This window comes from Streptomyces phyllanthi (assembly GCF_009377205.1).
Lineage (GTDB): Bacteria > Actinomycetota > Actinomycetes > Streptomycetales > Streptomycetaceae > Streptomyces > Streptomyces phyllanthi.
This window is the reverse complement of record NZ_VJZE01000014.1, coordinates 20,527-37,089: the sequence shown is the minus strand read 5'-3', so window position 1 is coordinate 37,089 and position 16,563 is coordinate 20,527. Positions and strand designations below refer to the sequence as shown.

10 protein-coding genes are annotated in these 16,563 nt (G+C 69.8%); 1 reads left to right on the top strand and 9 read right to left on the bottom strand.

What is annotated here, in order from left to right; genetic code table 11:
• Positions 1-63: 63 nt before the first annotated feature.
• The 6 genes from FNH04_RS04365 to FNH04_RS04340 form a co-directional block, all read right to left on the bottom strand.
• Positions 64-1,542 (bottom strand): glycoside hydrolase family 32 protein, encoded by a 1,479-nt coding sequence (locus FNH04_RS04365; protein ID WP_322722579.1) that lies wholly within the window; start codon positions 1,540-1,542, stop codon positions 64-66.
• A gap of 160 nt (positions 1,543-1,702) precedes the next feature.
• The gene (locus FNH04_RS04360; protein ID WP_322722582.1) at positions 1,703-4,000 is read right to left on the bottom strand and encodes a glycoside hydrolase family 3 N-terminal domain-containing protein; all 2,298 of its coding nucleotides are present in this window, start codon (positions 3,998-4,000) and stop codon (positions 1,703-1,705) included.
• Positions 4,001-4,167: 167 nt separating this feature from the next.
• Complete coding sequence (locus FNH04_RS04355; protein ID WP_152780461.1) at positions 4,168-5,055, bottom strand: carbohydrate ABC transporter permease; 888 nt, start codon at positions 5,053-5,055, stop codon at positions 4,168-4,170.
• Between the two features lie 6 nt (positions 5,056-5,061).
• Positions 5,062-6,039: a carbohydrate ABC transporter permease gene (locus FNH04_RS04350; RefSeq protein ID WP_228031110.1), complete on the bottom strand. Its 978-nt coding sequence runs from the start codon at positions 6,037-6,039 to the stop codon at positions 5,062-5,064.
• Positions 6,040-6,081: 42 nt separating this feature from the next.
• On the bottom strand, positions 6,082-7,380 hold the full coding sequence (locus FNH04_RS04345) for an extracellular solute-binding protein (RefSeq protein ID WP_152780457.1): 1,299 nt from the start codon (positions 7,378-7,380) through the stop codon (positions 6,082-6,084).
• A gap of 402 nt (positions 7,381-7,782) precedes the next feature.
• The gene (locus FNH04_RS04340; protein WP_152780455.1) at positions 7,783-8,790 is read right to left on the bottom strand and encodes a LacI family DNA-binding transcriptional regulator; all 1,008 of its coding nucleotides are present in this window, start codon (positions 8,788-8,790) and stop codon (positions 7,783-7,785) included.
• A 539-nt stretch (positions 8,791-9,329) separates the two neighbouring features.
• On the opposite strand from FNH04_RS04340, the gene FNH04_RS04335 reads away from it, so the two are divergent.
• Positions 9,330-11,888: a GH32 C-terminal domain-containing protein gene (locus FNH04_RS04335; protein WP_152780453.1), complete on the top strand. Its 2,559-nt coding sequence runs from the start codon at positions 9,330-9,332 to the stop codon at positions 11,886-11,888.
• Positions 11,889-12,196: 308 nt separating this feature from the next.
• On the opposite strand, the gene FNH04_RS47365 is transcribed toward FNH04_RS04335, so the two are convergent.
• From FNH04_RS47365 to FNH04_RS04320, 3 genes are all read right to left on the bottom strand, one after another.
• On the bottom strand, positions 12,197-13,111 hold the full coding sequence (locus FNH04_RS47365) for a DUF6801 domain-containing protein (RefSeq protein WP_228031109.1): 915 nt from the start codon (positions 13,109-13,111) through the stop codon (positions 12,197-12,199).
• A 105-nt stretch (positions 13,112-13,216) separates the two neighbouring features.
• Entirely contained in the window at positions 13,217-16,096 is a 2,880-nt protein-coding gene (locus FNH04_RS04325; RefSeq protein WP_152780451.1) for an NACHT domain-containing protein, read from the bottom strand.
• 8 nt (positions 16,097-16,104) lie between these two features.
• On the bottom strand, positions 16,105-16,404 hold the full coding sequence (locus FNH04_RS04320) for a trypco2 family protein (RefSeq protein WP_322722578.1): 300 nt from the start codon (positions 16,402-16,404) through the stop codon (positions 16,105-16,107).
• Positions 16,405-16,563: the final 159 nt, after the last annotated feature.

The window sequence follows — 16,563 nt, the reverse complement described above, 5'->3', positions numbered from 1 at the left end:
CACAGTGCCGAGGTGGGGGACCGAAGGGTTGAAGTCGGCTCTACGGCAACACCGGCGCCGGTTCTACGGCGGCGTCGGCATCGGCGTCGGCTCTGCGGCGCCGGTGCTCGGTTGCTTGATCACGAGCGGGTGCAGCTCCCACGCGTCGACCGCGTAGCCGAGGCGCGTACCCGGTGCGGTGCGGGCCTGAAGCCGCCACGGGCACTGCCCTGTCGGGTAGAAGCGCAGCGTGAGGACCTGGCCAGTGGTGGTCAGGAAGACTTCGGCGATGGAGTGGTCGACGACCACGCGCAGGTCGACGGGCCGGCCGGCCGGGCAGGGCATCCGGTAGGAGCCGCCGCGGGCCCGGGTGTCCAGTGAGGCGTGGTCGCGATCGACGACCAGTTCGCCCGCGGCCGGGTCGAGGCGAATGTCGAGGTACTCGGAGCCGTCGGGGGTGGTGAGCAGCCGCAGAGCGGCGTTACCGGTCGGCTCCAGACGGGCCGTCAGGTCGAAGGCGCGGCCCACGCTGCCGAGGTCCACCGGCTGCGGGCCCTTCGTCGCGCCCGCGGCGCGGATGGTGTGCCTGCCGCGCAGGGCGAGCAGTTCGGTGGCGGGCTGCTGGCGCAGCGTGCCACCGTCGTCGACACGGATCTCGCGAGGCAGGGTGAGGACGCCGGCCCATCGGTCCGCGACGGCCCAGGCTGCGTCGCGGGCTTCCCATGACCAGCCCCACAGCAGCCACCGGTTGCCCGGTGCGCGCAGCAGGGCGGGTGCGTAGCACTCGGGGCCGTGGTCGGCGGGTACCGCCGGGCCGGCCTCGAAGTGACCGTCGCGCTCCTCGCCGATCAGGGCTGCGACGCTCTGCGGTCCGTCCTGTCTGTTCCATGCGCTGAAGATGAGGGCGCCGCGTCCGTCGGCTGCCGGGAGGTACTGGGGACACTCCCAGCCCTCGCCGGTGAGCAGGTCGGTGCCGGTGATCGGCTCCTTCTCGCGGGCCGCGAAAGGCCCCCGGTAGGTCCAGTTCGCCAGGTCGGGCGAGTCGTACAGGAGGGCGGCGGCGCGTCCGTCCGCGAGGGCGGCGCCGACCAGCATCCGCCAGCCGTCGCCGTCCTGCCAGACGTACGGGTCGCGGTACATGGTGCAGTCCTCGGGCAGCTCGGGGATGACCGGTTCCCCGCGCGGGCTGAAGGTCCGGCCGCCGTCTCGGGAGACGGCGCAGGTGACCGGCTGGTGCTGGAACGAGCGGTCCTCGCGGTGCGCGGAGTAGAAGGCGACCAGTCGTTCGCCGTCGGAGACGGCGTTGCCGGAGAAGCAGCCGTCGGCGTCCGGGCCGCCCGGGGTCGGGGAGAGGGCGATCGGCAGCGGCTCCCAGGTCAGCAGGTCGGGGCTGCGGAAGTGGCCCCAGTTGAGGTTCGCGTGGGTCGCTCCGTACGGGTTGTACTGGTAGCACACGTGGTAGTGGCCGTCGTGGAAGACCAGCCCGTTGGGGTCGTTGATCCAGTTGCGGGGCGGGCGCAGGTGCGCCACGGGGTAGTGCGGATCGCGGGGTGTGGTGGACACACGCGTGCCTTTCGGTGTTTCAGAGGGGCCCGCCCCGCCGGCCCTCGGTTCGGCGGGGCGGCCGGCCGGCGGGGCGGGGGTCTTCACGGCCGTACGCGGCTTTCAGGTCCGTATAGGCCTTCAGTTCCGGATGCGGCCTTCAGGTTTCCGTATACGGCCTTCAGTTCCGGATGCGGAATCCTGCGCTCAGCTGGTGCTCACGCCGTGAGCTGGGGCCGACGCGGAGCATGAACTCGCCCGGTTCGACCACGCGGCGGTTGTCGGCTGTCACGAGTGAGCAGTGCGCGGCGGGAATGGTGAGGTTGACGTCCAGGCTTTCGCCGGGAGGGATGTCGACCTGGGTGAAACCCTTCAGCTCCTGCTCGGCCCAGGTGACGCTGGTGGTCAGGTCGCTGACGTAGGCCTGGACCGTTTCCAGGGCGGGACGGTTTCCGCTGTTGGTGAGTCGTACGGTGGCGTTGACGGTGCCGTCGGCGGGGACGTCCTCGTCCTGCACCATGAGGTCGGAGTAGGTGACGGTGGTGTAGGTGAGGCCCTCGCCGAAGGCGAACAGGGGGTCCTGGGTGAGATCCGCGTAGCGGTTCCCGTGCTGGCCTCGTACCTGGTTGTAGAAGACCGGCTGCTGTCCGACGTGGCGTGCGAAGGAGACCGGGAGCCGACCGCCGGGTTCGATGAGTCCGAGGAGGAGTTCGGCGATGGCACGGCCGCCGCGCATCCCCGGGTTGAACGCCTCGATGAGTGCCGCGGCGTTCAGTGCCGAGTCCGGGAGGGTGCTCGGCTTGGACTGGGCCAGGACGACGATCATCGGTGTGCCGGTGGCGGCGACCGCGTCCAGCAGTGCGGTCTGGCCTCCCTGGAGGTCGAGCGTGGCCGTGGAACGCACCTCGCCGGTGAGGTCGATGGTGTCCCCCACGACCACCACGGCGTAGTCGGCGGCCTGTGCCGCGTCGGTGGCCTCCCGAAGCTGGGCCTGGTCGACCGGGGCGGGGGTGAAGGGGGACGGCTGCGGTTGGCCGTCGGGCCCGGTGGACCACCCGGCGTCCTGGTCGGGGCTTGCGATGTCGGCTCCGCGGGCGTACGTGACGGTCCAGTCGGCGGGTGCGACGGCGCGCAGGCCGTCGAGCACTGTCTCCACCGACTCGCGCGGATGTCCTTCGGGCATCCACGGGACCTGGCCGGTGGCACCCGCCCAGTCGCCGAGCATGGCTTCCGTGCTGTCGGCGTTGGGGCCGATGACCGCGATCGTCCGCGGGGTGCGCCGGCTCACGGCGCGGCCGGTTCCGTCCGAGGTCAGCCCCCCTTCGAGGGGCAGGATCCCCTCGTTGCGCAGCAGCACCAGGGAGCGTCGGGCGGTCTCCAGGTTGAGGTCGGCGTGCTCGCGGCAGCCGATCACCCGCGCCTGCCGCTCGGGGTCGGGGGTGCGGGGGTCCTCGAAGAGCCCGAGCTCGAACTTCAGCCGCAGAACCCGCCGTACCGCGTCATCGATCTGTTTCTCCTCGATCATGCCGCGGGCGACCGCTTCCTGCGCGCCCTCGAAGAACGCGGGTGTGGCCATGATGAGGTCGTTCCCGGAGTTGACGGCGACCGCCGCCGCCTCGGCGTAGTCGGCGCAGGTCCGCTGGTCGTAGACCATCCGGCCGACGTTGTCCCAGTCGGTCACCAGCGTGCCGGTGAAGCCCCACTCGCCCTTGAGTACGTCGTTGATCAGCCACTCGTTCGCGGTGATGGGCACGCCGTCGATCGACTGGTAGCCGAGCATGAAGGCGCGGCAGCCGGCACGAACCGCCTGCTCGAACGGGGGCAGGAACCACGAACGCAGCTTGCGCGGGCTGAGATCGGCTTCGCTCGCGTCGCGCCCGCCCAGGGTCTCGGAGTAGCCCGCGAAGTGCTTGGCGTACGCCAGTACGGCTGTCGGGTCGCCAAGGCCCTCACCCTGATAGCCGCGCACCATCGCCGCCCCCAGCTCACCGATCAGGAACGGGTCCTCGCCGAACGTCTCGTTGATCCGGCCCCAGCGCAGATCCCGGGTGATGCACAGCACCGGGGAGAACGTCCCGTGGATTCCGGTCGCGGCGATCTCGGTCGCGGCCACACGGGCCACCCGGTGGAGCAAGGAGGGGTCCCAGGTGCAGGCCATGGCCAGCTGGGTCGGGAAGATGGTCGCACCCGGCCAGAACGAGTGGCCGTGGATGCCGTCGTCGGCCGTCAGCAGCGGAATGCCGAGCCGGGTCCGCCGGGCCAGTTCCATGGCCTCCGGCATCAGCGCGGGTGACACGTGCAGGACCGACCCGGACAGCTTGGCCGACACGATGTCCGCCAGGTCACCGTGTTGTGCGTCGAGCATCAGCAACTGCCCGACCTTCTCCGGAAGGGTCATCCGTGACAGCAGGTCCTCGGTTCTCGCTTCCACGGACGCGTTCGGATCCAGGTACGCGGCAGGGCGGACGGGCTGTCCCACTGTGTTCTCCAGGTAATGAGTCGTCACAGGTCAGAGAGTTGGTTGGCGACGGCGAGCGCTTCGCCGCAAGGGCACTGCCGCCTGCCGCGGTGGAGCTCGCGCGCCGTCTGCCCGCCGCCCCGGGCGGGGCCGGTGCGACACAGGGCGGCGGGGTGGGCGTCGGCGTGTCACTTCAGGCCGGTGGTGGCGATGCCGGCCACGAACTGGCGCTGGAAGAGGAGGAAGACGATCATCACCGGCAGCAGGACGACCATGGCGCCGGCGAGCAGGATGCCGAAGCGGGTGAAGGACTGTCCGCTGCTGGCCAGGGCGAGGCCGACGGGGAGCGTGTACTGGCTCTCGTTCTGGGCCACGACCAGGGGCCACAGGAAGTTGTTCCAGGAGCCGAGGAAGGTGATGATCCCGAGGGTGGCGAGGGCCGGCTTGGTCAGCGGAAGGATGATCCTCGCGAAGATGGCCAGTTCGCGGCAGCCGTCGACGCGGGCGGCGTCGATGAGTTCGTCGGGCAGGGTGGAGATGAACTGCCGCATCAGGAACACCCCGAAGGGGCCGGCCAGGAACGGCAGGATCAGCCCGACCAGGGAGCCGGTCAGCTGCATGTTGGACACCAGCACGTACAGCGGTACGAAGGTGACCAGGCCGGGGATCATGAGCGTCCCCATGACCAGCAGGAAAACGGCGCGCTGTCCGCGGAACTCCAGCTTGGCCAGGGCGTATCCGAGCATCGAGCAGAAGATGAGGTTGCCCGCGGTGACGGCGAGGGCCACGATCACGGAGTTGGCGAACATGCTCGTGAAGTCGAGCGTGCTGAACAGCTCGCCGTAGTTGGCGGTCGTGGGCGCCGTGGGGATCAGGACGGGCGGCACTCTGCGGATGTCGGCCTCGGGTTTGAAGGAACCGGAGAGCATCCACAGGAACGGCGCGATCATCAGCAGCAGGGCGCCGGCGAGCGGTAGGTACAGCCAGGGTTGGCCCCAGGTCTGCCTGATGCGGCGGCGCCTCAGGGTGCGGTCCGTGCCCGGGTGTGCCGTCGGAGCAGTGGAGAGGGTGCTCATGAGGCATCAGTCCTTGTCTCGCAGCACGCGGAACTGCAGTACGGTCAGCGCCACGATGAGGACGAAGATGACGTAGCTGGCGGCCGACGCCATGTCGTAGTTGCCGTTGCCGAACTGGTTGTAGGCGTACAACGTGGCCGACAGGGTGGAGTCCAGCGGCCCGCCACCGGTCATCACGAACGGCTCGTCGAAGAACTGCAGATAGCCGATGCCCGTGGTCACGGCGGTCAGCAGCAGGGCCGGGCGCAGGAGCGGGAAGGTGACCCGCCAGAACCGCTGCCAGGGCCCGGCGCCGTCGAGTTCGGCCGCCTCCATCAGGGACTGGGGGACGGACTGCAGACCCGCCAGCATGATGATCATGACGGTGCCGAGGTTGCGCCACACCGCCATCACGATCATGACGGGCAGGGCGAAGCGGGTGTCCGCCAGCCAGGCCGGACCGTCGATCCCGAGCCAGCCCAGGACGAGGTTCACCAGTCCCGCGCGCGGTTCGAGGAGCGTCTTCCACACCACGGCGACGGCCACGATGCTGGTGATCACCGGCAGGTAGAAACCGACCCGGAAGACGGCCCGGAAGCGGCGGATGCCCCGGTCGAGGGCGACCGCCGCGGCGAGCCCGGCGGCCAGGGTCAGGGGCAGGGCCACCAGGACGAACACGCCCGTGTTGCGCAGGGCCGTGAAGAACTGGTCGTCCTGGAAGAGCCGCACGTAGGTGTCGAGGCCCGTGAACGACACGTTCAGGGGTGTGCGCAGGTCGGCGCTCTTGGTGTCGGTCAGGCTCATCAGCAGCGACCACACCACCGGCAGCAGCATGAAGGCCGCGAACAGCGCGAGGAACGGGGCGGCGAGGATCCAGGCGGCCCGGGCCTGCCTGCCGCGCGCCGTGCTCCGGAGCCCGGAGTACCGGCGATCGGCACTCCGCTGCGGCCCCGCGGTGCTCTGCTCGTGGGTGTCGCTCCACCCGGGGAGCGTTTTCGTGGACATGGATGTCATCCGTCCGTACGAGGGATACTCACGGGGCGGCGCTCAGCGGCCGGTGCCGATGCTGGTGGCCTTGGACTGCAGCGTCTTCTGCACCTCGGCGACGGTGGCCTTGCCGAGGATCAGCTTCTCCAGCTCGGAGTCGATGGCGTCGGCGATCTGCTGCCAGGTCGTGATGGCGGGCGGCGCCTTGCTGACCTCGAGCTGCTCGGCGAACGCCTTCATGTTCTCGTCCTCGGTCAGCTTCCCCACCGACCACGCCTCGGGCGAAGGGGGCAGACTGCCGGTGGCCTTGGCATAGGCCGCGAGGTTGGCGGGCTCGGTCAGGAACTGGGCGAACTTCCATGCCGCGTCGGGATTCTTGGCGTCCTTGAACACCGCCAGATCGCTGCCGCCGGCGAACCCGGCGGGCTGCTCGGAGTACGGCACCGGCATGGTCTTCCACTTGCCGTCCAGCTCCGGTGCGTCCTTGTGGAAGCTACCGCCGGCCCACGCTCCCTCCTGGTAAACGGCGATCAGCCCGTCCCGGAAGCCCTGCACGTTGTCCGACCTGTCGGTCGGCGCCAGGCCATCCTTCGGGACGCTCGCGTAGTACTCCAGCGCCTTGGCGACCTCGGGCGAGTCGAAGGTGAACTTCCCGGTCCTGGCGTCGTGGATGTCACCGCCCTGCTGCCAGACCATCGGCACCCAGAAGATCCAGGAGTTGAAGCCCATCACCAGCCCGCTGGCATGACGCACCTTGGGGTTCTGCTTGCCGGCGGTGGCCTGAATGGCCTTGAGGTCCTTCAGGTATCCGGCCCGGTCGCCGGCCAGGGCGCCCTTGATGCCGGCCTTGGTGGTGATGTCGGTCCGGTAGTAGACCGCTTGGGTGTCGGCGATGAACGGGACGCCGTAGGAGGTGTTCTTGTACTTGGTGGTGTCCCACTGGCCGGGGTAGAAGTCCGACGACTTGATCGATTCCGGGGTGGCCTGGAAGGCGTTCATGGCGGCCATCTCGGCCATCCAGGTGGTTCCGACCAGGGACATGTCCGGTGTGTTGCCGCCGGCGACCGCGGTGGTCAGCTTGTCGTGGGCGGCGTCCCAGGGAACGGCAGTGATCTTGACGGTTGCGTCCGGGTTCTCCTGCTCGAACTTCTTGGCCAGGTCCTTCAGGTTCTCGTCGGGGTCGCCCATGGACCACATGACCACCGTCCCCTTGGCCTTGCCGGCGCCGAGCTTCGCGGGCGCGTCGTCGCCGGGGCCGGAATCCTCGCTCCGGCCGCAGCCGGTGGCCACCAGGGCCGCGGTGACGGTGACGCACAGGGTCTGGACGGTTCTGACAGCGTGACGGGTGGTGATACGCATGGTGCGGCTCCTTGCCGTTGAGCGATACGGAGGCGGGGGGCGGCGAAGTGTGGGAGCGGGCGGGCGCCCGGACGGGTCGGCACACGAGTGGAGACCGTCTGCGGTGGCAGCGGCATCGGCGGCCATCCGCAGGTCGCGGCTGGAGCATCCGAGGCGGAGGGGACAGCGGCCGGGCGGGTGTGCCAGGCGCACCGTTCGGTGTCCCGGATCGGGAACGCACGAGCGGAAAGGTGCATGGGGGCGGTTCCGCGTGAACGCAGGCGCAGCCGCCCGGAGTTGCGAGGAGGGCGAGGCCGAAGTGGTTCGCCGAGGCTTCAAGGAGACGGGGGCGGTGCGTCACTCACCGGCGACACACCGCCCGACTGCGAGGCGCCATCACGTGCGCATCGCGATGACGTCGCGTCAGTTCGAGCTTGGCTCTGTCGTCGAGCCACGGACCACGAGGCTGGTGGGAACGATGCGCGAGGAGGCCGCTTCCGGCGATCTCCGCACGTGGTCGAGCAGCAGACGGGCCGCCGCCGCACCCATCTCCCGCATCGGCTGGCGGATGGTGGTCAGTGCCGGATAGGTGTACGACGCCACCTCGACGTCATCGAACCCCACCACGGCGACATCCCGCGGAATCCGGAGACCGGCCTCGTGCAAGGCCGCGAGCACGCCGGCCGCCAATGGGTCGTTGTGCCCGAAGACCGCGTCGAACTCCACGCCGTCCGCGAGAGCCTGCGCGACCGCGCTCCGGCCGTCGTCGAACAGGAAGTCACCGCAGACGATCCTGCGCTGGTCGAGCTCGATCCCGGCCTGCGCGTAGACATCGACGAAGCCGCCCAGCCGTTCCTGAGTACAGCCGTACTCCTCGGGCCCGGTCACCACCAGAGGGCGACGGCGGCCGATGTCCAGCAGGTGACGCGCCGCCTGCTCTCCGCCCTCCCGATTGGTGGTGGCCACGTAGGGGAATCCCGGCCGCTGGAAGCGGTCGTCGATCAGCACCACCGGCAGCCCTGCTTCGTGCAGTTCCGTGATGGATGCCAGGGCCCCCTCGGGCTCGATCACCAGCAGACCGTCGAACGACTTGGCGGCGACCTGCAGGCCCAGCCTGCGCAGTGACTCCTCACCGCGGTTCACGGTCAGCATGCGCAGTCCGAAGCCCTCGGTCTCCAGCGTTTCGACGACCGCCTGCACTATGCCGGCCCAGGCCCAGGCCATGTCAGGGACCAGCATGCCGATCATCTGCGACGTACCGCGTGCGAGCCCCACTGCCCCGGCGCTCGGCACATAGCCGAGCTCCGAGATCGCCTCGCGGACCTTCAAGACGGTGTTCTCGTTGATCTCGCCCTTGCCGTTCAGCACCCGCGAGACCGTCGTCTTGCTGACCCCGGCCCGCGCTGCCACGTCGGCGATCGTGACTCCCATGTCACCTCCCCTCCCTTCCTGCAGAGGCGGAAGACGTCCTCCCGCACCGAAGGGCCGATCGTACAGAGACCCTTGGAACCGGTACCGGAATCGGTCCCGGAACCGGTTTCGGTACCGGTTCCGGAAGTGAAGCACCGAGAGGCCCGACTGGTCAACAGGCCGGAAACAACTCGTTAACCGGCCGGTCCGATCTCGAAAACGTCGCGGACGCCTGCCTGTTCGCCGCCCGGGTCACCGCTCCTACCTGCTCGTTTGCCGGCCTGAACGCGTCACGGCAGGGCCGGTTGACGCAGTCCACGACCACGGAGACACCTGACGGAACGGGGGCTCGTACCGGAGCAATCTCGCCCGGACCGTTGACGCACCGGCCGGACTGCGCTTCATAATCGGGCACTCGATGTCATCGCTGACACAAGTCAACGTTGACACCTCGGTCGGCGGCGTGGACGACGGCGCCGGCCCGAGGCGTCACTTTTCGGTCCGTCCGCACCGGGGCCGCAGTCACCGCTGCCCGGACGACCGCGGGACTAGGAGACACCATGAGCTCGGTACGCGTATCCCGGCATGCCCGCATACGGATGATGGCGGCGGTGGCAACGGTCTGCGCCCTGTCCGCAGCCCCGCTCGCCCCCCAGGCGGTCGCCGCCGACACCCCGCCGTACACCGAGAGTTACAGACCCCAGTTCCACTTCACTCCGGAGAAGAACTGGATGAACGACCCCAACGGCCTCGTCCACTACAAGGGCGAGTACCACCTCTTCTACCAGTACAACCCGAACGGCAACTCCTGGGGCGACATGTCCTGGGGGCACGCGGTGAGCAAGGACCTGGTGCACTGGGAGGAACTGCCGCTCGCCCTGTCGCACGACGACGAGGAGATGGTGTTCTCCGGCAGCGCGGTCGTCGACTGGAACAACACCACCGGGTTCGGCACGAAGAAGAACCCGCCCATGGTGGCGATCTACACCAGCGCCTACAAGGACGGCGGCAAGCAGGCCCAGTCGCTCGCCTACAGCACCGACCGGGGTCGCACCTGGACCAAGTACCAGGGAAATCCCGTCATCGACATCGGCTCCAAGGACTTCCGTGACCCCAAGGTCCAGTGGCACGCACCCACCAAGAGCTGGCTCATGACGGTGTCGCTGTCCGCCGAGCACAAGGTGCAGTTCTACTCGTCGAAGAACCTCAAGGACTGGGAGCTGCTGAGCGAGTTCGGGCCGGCCGGTGCGACGGGCGGCGTGTGGGAGTGCCCGGACCTGTTCCCCCTGGCGGTCGACGGCGACAAGGACAACATCAAGTGGGTTCTGGTCGTCAACATCAACCCCGGTGGCATCGCGGGCGGTTCGGCCGCCCAGTACTTCATCGGTGACTTCGACGGCAAGAAGTTCACCGCCGACGACAAGGGCACCTACACCCCGCCCACGGGCACGGTGGTACAGGACTTCGAGGGCACCGGCTTCGGCGAGTGGACGACGACCGGCACGGCGTTCGGACAGGGACCGGCCGCCGGGGCGGTGGACTGGCAGGGGGCCGTCACCGGCTTCGACGGCAAGGGCCTCGCCAACAGCTTCCACGGCGGTGACGGCGCCACCGGCATTCTCACCTCCCCCTCCTTCACCGTCGACAGCCCCTACCTGAACTTCAAGATCGGCGGCGGACGGCACCCGCACGAGGCCGGAACCGTTCTGGACGGCACTCCGCCCGAGGGCACGGTCCTCGCCGACTTCGAAGACGGAACGTACGGCGACTGGACGGCGACCGGGGACGCCTTCGGCGCCGCACCGGCCACCGGCGCCCTCCCCGGCCAGCAACAAGTCTCCGGATACCTGGGCAGCGGCCTGGTCAACACCTTCCTGAACGGCGACTCCACCACGGGCACCCTCACCTCGCCCGAGTTCACCATCGACAAGAAGCACATCAACTTCCTCATCGGCGGCGGCAACCACCCGGCCGGCTCCGCCAACCCCACCGCGATCGAACTCCTCGTGGACGGCCAAGTCGTCCGCAGCGCCACCGGAAAGGACGCCGAAGCACTCAACTGGGCCTCCTGGGACGTCGGCGACCTCGCCGGCAAGAAGGCGCGGATCAGGATCGTCGACGACAACACCGGCGGCTGGGGCCACATCAACGTCGACCACATCGTGCTCTCCGACACCACCGCCCCCCGCGTCTCCACAGAGACCTCCGTCAACCTGATCGTCGACGGCGAGGTCGTCCGCAGCGCGACCGGCACCGACAGCGAGACCCTGGACTGGGCCTCCTTCGACCTGCGCCCCTACGCCGGCAAGAAGGCGCGGATCCAGGTCGTCGACATGAACACCGGCGGCTGGGGCCACGTCCTGGCCGACCGGTTCACCGCCGCGGACAAGCCCGCCAGGTCCGTCGTGCAGCGCGCCGACTGGGCCGACTACGGCAAGGACTACTACGCGGCGGTGTCCTGGGAGAACGCGCCGGGCGGCAAGCGCTACATGATCGGCTGGATGAACAACTGGGACTACGGCCTCTCCGTCCCCACCTCCCCCTGGCGCGGCGCGCAGAGCGTTCCCCGGGAGATGGCCCTGCGCACGGTCAACGGCCGGATCCGGTTGACCAGCAAGCCTGTGGGCAGCCTGGAATCCCTCCGGCAGAACCGCCCGGCGACGGCGTCCGGCGTCACCGTCAAGAGCACCTCCAAGCCCCTGATCGGCCCCGCGGCCAAGGGCAGGGCACTCGACATCGAGGCGACCTTCTCCCTCAAGGACGCCGAACGCTTCGGCCTGAAGGTGCGCACCGGCGCGGGCGGTGAGGAGACCGTCATCGGTTACGACACCACGACACAGGAGCTGTACGTCGACCGCACCCGCTCCGGCGCCGTGGACTTCAACAGCACCTTCCCCGGTGTCCAGACCGCACCCCTGAAGGCCAGGAACGGCAAGGTCAAGCTGCGGATCCTCGTCGACTGGTCGTCCGTCGAGGTCTTCGGCGGCAACGGCGAAGCGGTGATCACCGACCAGATCTTCCCCGACCCCTCCAGCACCGGCGTCGAGGTCTTCGCCGAAGGCGGCACCGCCACCCTCGACCGCATGCAGGCGTGGCAGCTGAGCTCCATCTGGAAGTGACGGGCCGCGGGTCCGTGCGCCGGTCGGCGGACACGCCGGGCCTTCGCCCTTGCGGCGATCCTTGGGTGGGATTTGCGCGGCCGCTGCGGCGGTTGATCGCCCGGCGACGGAGCAGACGGCCGACCTGCAGCAGGCGCATGTGTGCGTCCGGAGGGCTCGGTCCGGTCACGTGGGACGGACAGCGCCCTGTTCACACGTACGGTCCGCGCCTGGGGCAGCAGGTCGAACGCCTGCTGCCCCAGGGCACCCGCCGCCTGGTCAGGGCCCCGCACCTGGCCGTGCGGGGCCTGCATCAGACTGCTGAGGTCTCAGCGGCGTCCTCCGGCACCGTCATCCGTACGGGTTCGGCGTGTGGCGAAGACCGCGGCTGCGCCGACGGCCAGCAGCAGGCCGGCGCCGCCGAGCAGCCACGGGGTGGCACCGGCTCCGGTCTGGGGGAGCACGCCATTCGGCCCGGCCGCGGTCGCACCTGACGTGGTCTCATCGGTTTCCGCTGCGCCGGAGGCGGCCGCGCCGGTCGCGCCCGTAGTGCCGGAGGCGGACGGTCCGGTCGTCGTCCCGGCCCCCGTGATCCTGGGCGACGCCAGTACGTTCTCCTGCCCCGCGTCCAGCTCGCACCGCGCGTCGATCCTGCCCGGGAACGTCACCTCGCCACTCGCGTCCCTCGGGGTGAGACGCGCGACGAGATCGCCGACGGTGATCTTCGCGCGGCCCGGCTGCGTGAAGGTGAGCGCCGGGGCGGAGCCGGTCGCCTTGACGTGGAACGACCCCGACACCGGGATGTCGGCCTTCACACTGAACGGCAAGGTCACGTCGGTGTCCCCCTCCGGGGCAGCCACGCGTGCCTGCGCGTCCACCGTGCCTTCGACGGTCTTCACACCGATCCTGCCCAGCATCTTCGTGGCGCCCGCGTCGACCGGCACCGCAGCTCTGACAACGAATTCCGGGGTGGGCCGTCCGACCGCGGCCGAATCCGGGATCTCCGAATCGATCCTCACCGTGACGGGCAGGTCGTCGATGAACGGAGTCGAGCAGGTGTACCGCACGGTGAGCGACACCGGGTCCGCGGCGGCGGGTCCGGCTCCCAGGACTCCCACGAGTCCGCCCGCGACCGCCACAGCCGTCGTCGATCGGAGGGAGCGAAGTGCTCCTGGACCGCTCAGGACGGCACGGGCCGAGGCCCGCCGCTCACGCGGGTTCTGGATGTGCTTGTCAGTTCTCATTCTGAATCCCCGTCAGGGTTTTTGGATCTCTCGGATGAAACCCGCACTTCGGGCCGGCCGGGGTGGCCACCCGGGGCGACTCGGCGGGTACGGCATCGGCTGCCATCAGGTCGTGCTGAACTCGGCATGCGGCTCAGCGGAGTCGGCAGGTCGCCGGTCACGGCCGTCGTGCATGTCACGGCCGTCGCGTCCATCGCGCACGTCACGGCCGTCGCGGCCTGCCAGGAAGACCTGCGTCAGGTGATCTTGGAGTTGGGCGTGGCGGAACTGGTAGACCGCGCCGGTCTGGCGCAGCACGTTCCGCTCGCACGCGTCATCGAGGAAAGCGATCAGCCGCCAGGGCAGGCGTCCTGTGAGCGGCAGCCATATACGCACGAGGGCCACCCACTGACCCCACGTGGTGAAACCGAGCCCGTACGCGAGCCCGCCCCCGAACGCGGCTTCGAGCCCGAACCCGAGCCCCACCAGGGAACCCCACACAGGCCCGTCCACGGCTCCCTGGGCGAATCCGACGCCCAACCCGAACACGAGCGCCCACACCAGCATGTAGACGACCACGTTCCTGCGGTCCTGGCTCAACAGCTCGGCGGAGCTGACGCCGGACTCGGTGTCGATGGGAACTTCCAGCCAGGCCATGAGCCCGAGCACCAGCCCCGCCCCGAGCCCGAGCCCGGGCACGAACAAGAGGGCACCCACGAGCCCGCCGTCGAGCCCGTCCCCCAGCCCCAGTGACTCGACCACGACCCTGTCCAGGAACAACACCGCGAGCGCGAGCGAGACCCCGCCCACGAGTCCGAGCCTGAACCGGAGAGCGACCTTCGCTCGCCGCTCCCCGGTCCTGCCGAAGACCTGTATGCGTACGTGCGACGGCTCGACCGCGCCTCGGGAGACGAACCCGTACACGAACCCGAAGAGCAGCCCGTTCACGAGCCCGTGCAGGAGCCCGACCACGAGCCCCCGCACGAGCGCGAACTCGAGCCCGTGCGATGTCGCGATCAAGTTCACGGGCACGTTTCCGACCGCGGTCGTCACCCCGAGGGCCAGTGCGGCCAGGAACCCGATGACGAGCACGCGCGAAGAACGGCGCATCGCGGTGCCCAGTCGCCACCAGGCGAGGTCACGTTCCGGAACGCCCGTGCGTGCTCTGCCGAGTTGGTCCAGGTGCGCGGCGAGGTAGCCGAGCCAGTGCTGGGCACGGTCGGGGTTCCAGTGCCGCCGGCAGCGACGGCCGGTACCGCTGTCGCCGTCGGCCGGCGTGGGCTCGTAGGCGGCGGGAGTGAACGCCGCCAGGAGATGCTTCTGCAGGGCCTCGGGGGTCGCGAACGTGGCGGTGTTCAGGAGTTCTCGAGGGTCGCGCCCACGGGCGTCGCTGTAGACGGTGCGGGCCATGGCGACCATCAGCGGAGTGGTGAGTACCGTGGCCAGGTTCGCCGTACCCGGGCGGCTCGGGTGTGCGCGCAGCTCGTCCAGGACGGGTTCCCACACGGTGTTGTGCAGGCCGCCGTCCGGGCCGGGACTGCTGGTGCGGGGCAGGTAGGGCGCGATGTCCTCCAAGGTGAGGCCGTCCAGCTCGATGACGGCGGCCTTGGGGAACGGGCGGTCGGCCACGGCCTCGGCGTACTCCTCGGGACGGCTGGTGAGGAGCAGTGAGGTGGCCGTGCGGTCGAGCTCCCTGAGCGCCGCATGCCGCAGGCCGCTCGCGATCTCGTCGAAGCCGTCCAGTACGGGCAGGATCCAGCCCGTGTCGACCAGGGCACCGGCCGGGTTCCCTCCGGGGGCGGCCGGCGGCGCGAGGTCGTGGTCGCGCACCAGTTGATGGCACATCCAGTCGCGCAGCGAGATGGTGGTCGGGTCCCATGAACCGAGGCTGAAGATCACCGGTACGCGGTCGTCAGGGGCCCGGTCGCGCAACCAGTCGCGGACGAAGCGCAGGGTCAGGATCGTCTTGCCCGACCCGGCCGCACCGAGCACCACCAGCCGACGGGACGGGACGGACCGGTACACCTTCACGATCTCGTCGAGGCGGCCGGCCAGGACGAGCGGCCCCGGATCCTTCCCGGGCGGGGCGTTGCGAATACTTGCCCAGTGGTCGAAGCCCGTGTCGGCGTTCCGGAAGCGCACGGGAAGCGGGTACGGGTCGTGCACCTTCCGCCGCCGCCACTCCTTCTCCCATTGCCCTGCCACCCTGGAGGCGAGCCGCTCGGCCTCCTCCCGCGGCTCCGGCGCGCGCGGCGACGGGCGCGGCAGCCGCTGGAGTCGGTCGGCGCGCACCGGCAGACCGATCAGCTCGCCGAGTTCCCTGATCCGGGCCGGGGTCAGGTCCGTGAACCAGCGCTCCACCGGGGTGGCCGCGAGCGTGCCGAGGCCGTCGGGGCGATGGTGCTCACTGATGACCCCGATCACGCACCCGCCGCTCCACACCGGGGCACCCGACATCCCCTCCCAAGGGGAGCGGCCCCGCTCGGGGTCGTACTCCGGGGAGGATCTCAGGGTTATTGCGAGACGGCCCGTGCGCAGGTACGACAACGGGCTGGTGTCACCTCGCGCGTGGTGAGAGTCCCGGTACCACACGGGCTCACCGCGGTCCGACGACCGGGTACTCGCGCGCAGCCTGAACCTCGGGAAGCCCAGCGCTTCGCAGTCCACCGTCCGCGTGACGCGGGCGAACCGCACCGGCGAGACCTCGTCGGCGGACAGGCCCCCGGCGCTCGGGTCGTCCGCGATCCTGATCAGCGCGATGTCGGAGGCGGGGTCCGCCAGGACCGGCTTGCCGTACACCTCCCGCGTACCGCCGTCCTCGGTGAGGAAACGCACCTGAACCGACGTCGCGTCACACAGCACATGCGCGGCAGTGAGCACCAGGTCCCCGGTCACCTGGTAACCCGACCCGCGCCCTCCCGGGCCCGCGCCGCGCGTGGTGACGACCTGGACCGCCCGCCGCCGGTCGAGCCCGTCCGGCTCGACTCCCCCGCCCACAGCGTCCACAGCGGCACTCACCGCTCGTGTGCGCCGGCGCGGCCGGAGACGTACGGCGGATCGTCCGCCCCCGCCAGGGCCGGCCGCAACGTCAGTGAGACGCGCTGGGCCGAGGTGGCCCTCACCGCCGCGTCCGCACCGGACTCCACCACCCAGAACCGCACTTTCGCGCCCGCCTGCCCGGAGCTCTCCAGCGCGACCGACAGATCCAACTCGATCGACCCCAGCTCGAAGCGCAGTGCCTCGCCTTCCGCTGCGGCGATCGCCTGCCCGACCTCCTCCCGCAGGTCCCTGATCACCCTGGCCAACTCGACCACACCACACTCCCAGTCACCTGTGCGACGGTGGCGACGAGGACGACCGCTTCGTCGCAACCGCGAACTTCTCCTGCTCTGTAGGGCCACGACCGGGTGCCCTTCGAGATGGCCGGTGCCGCACTTCACTGCGTGGCGCTACCGGTTTCCGACCGGAGCGGA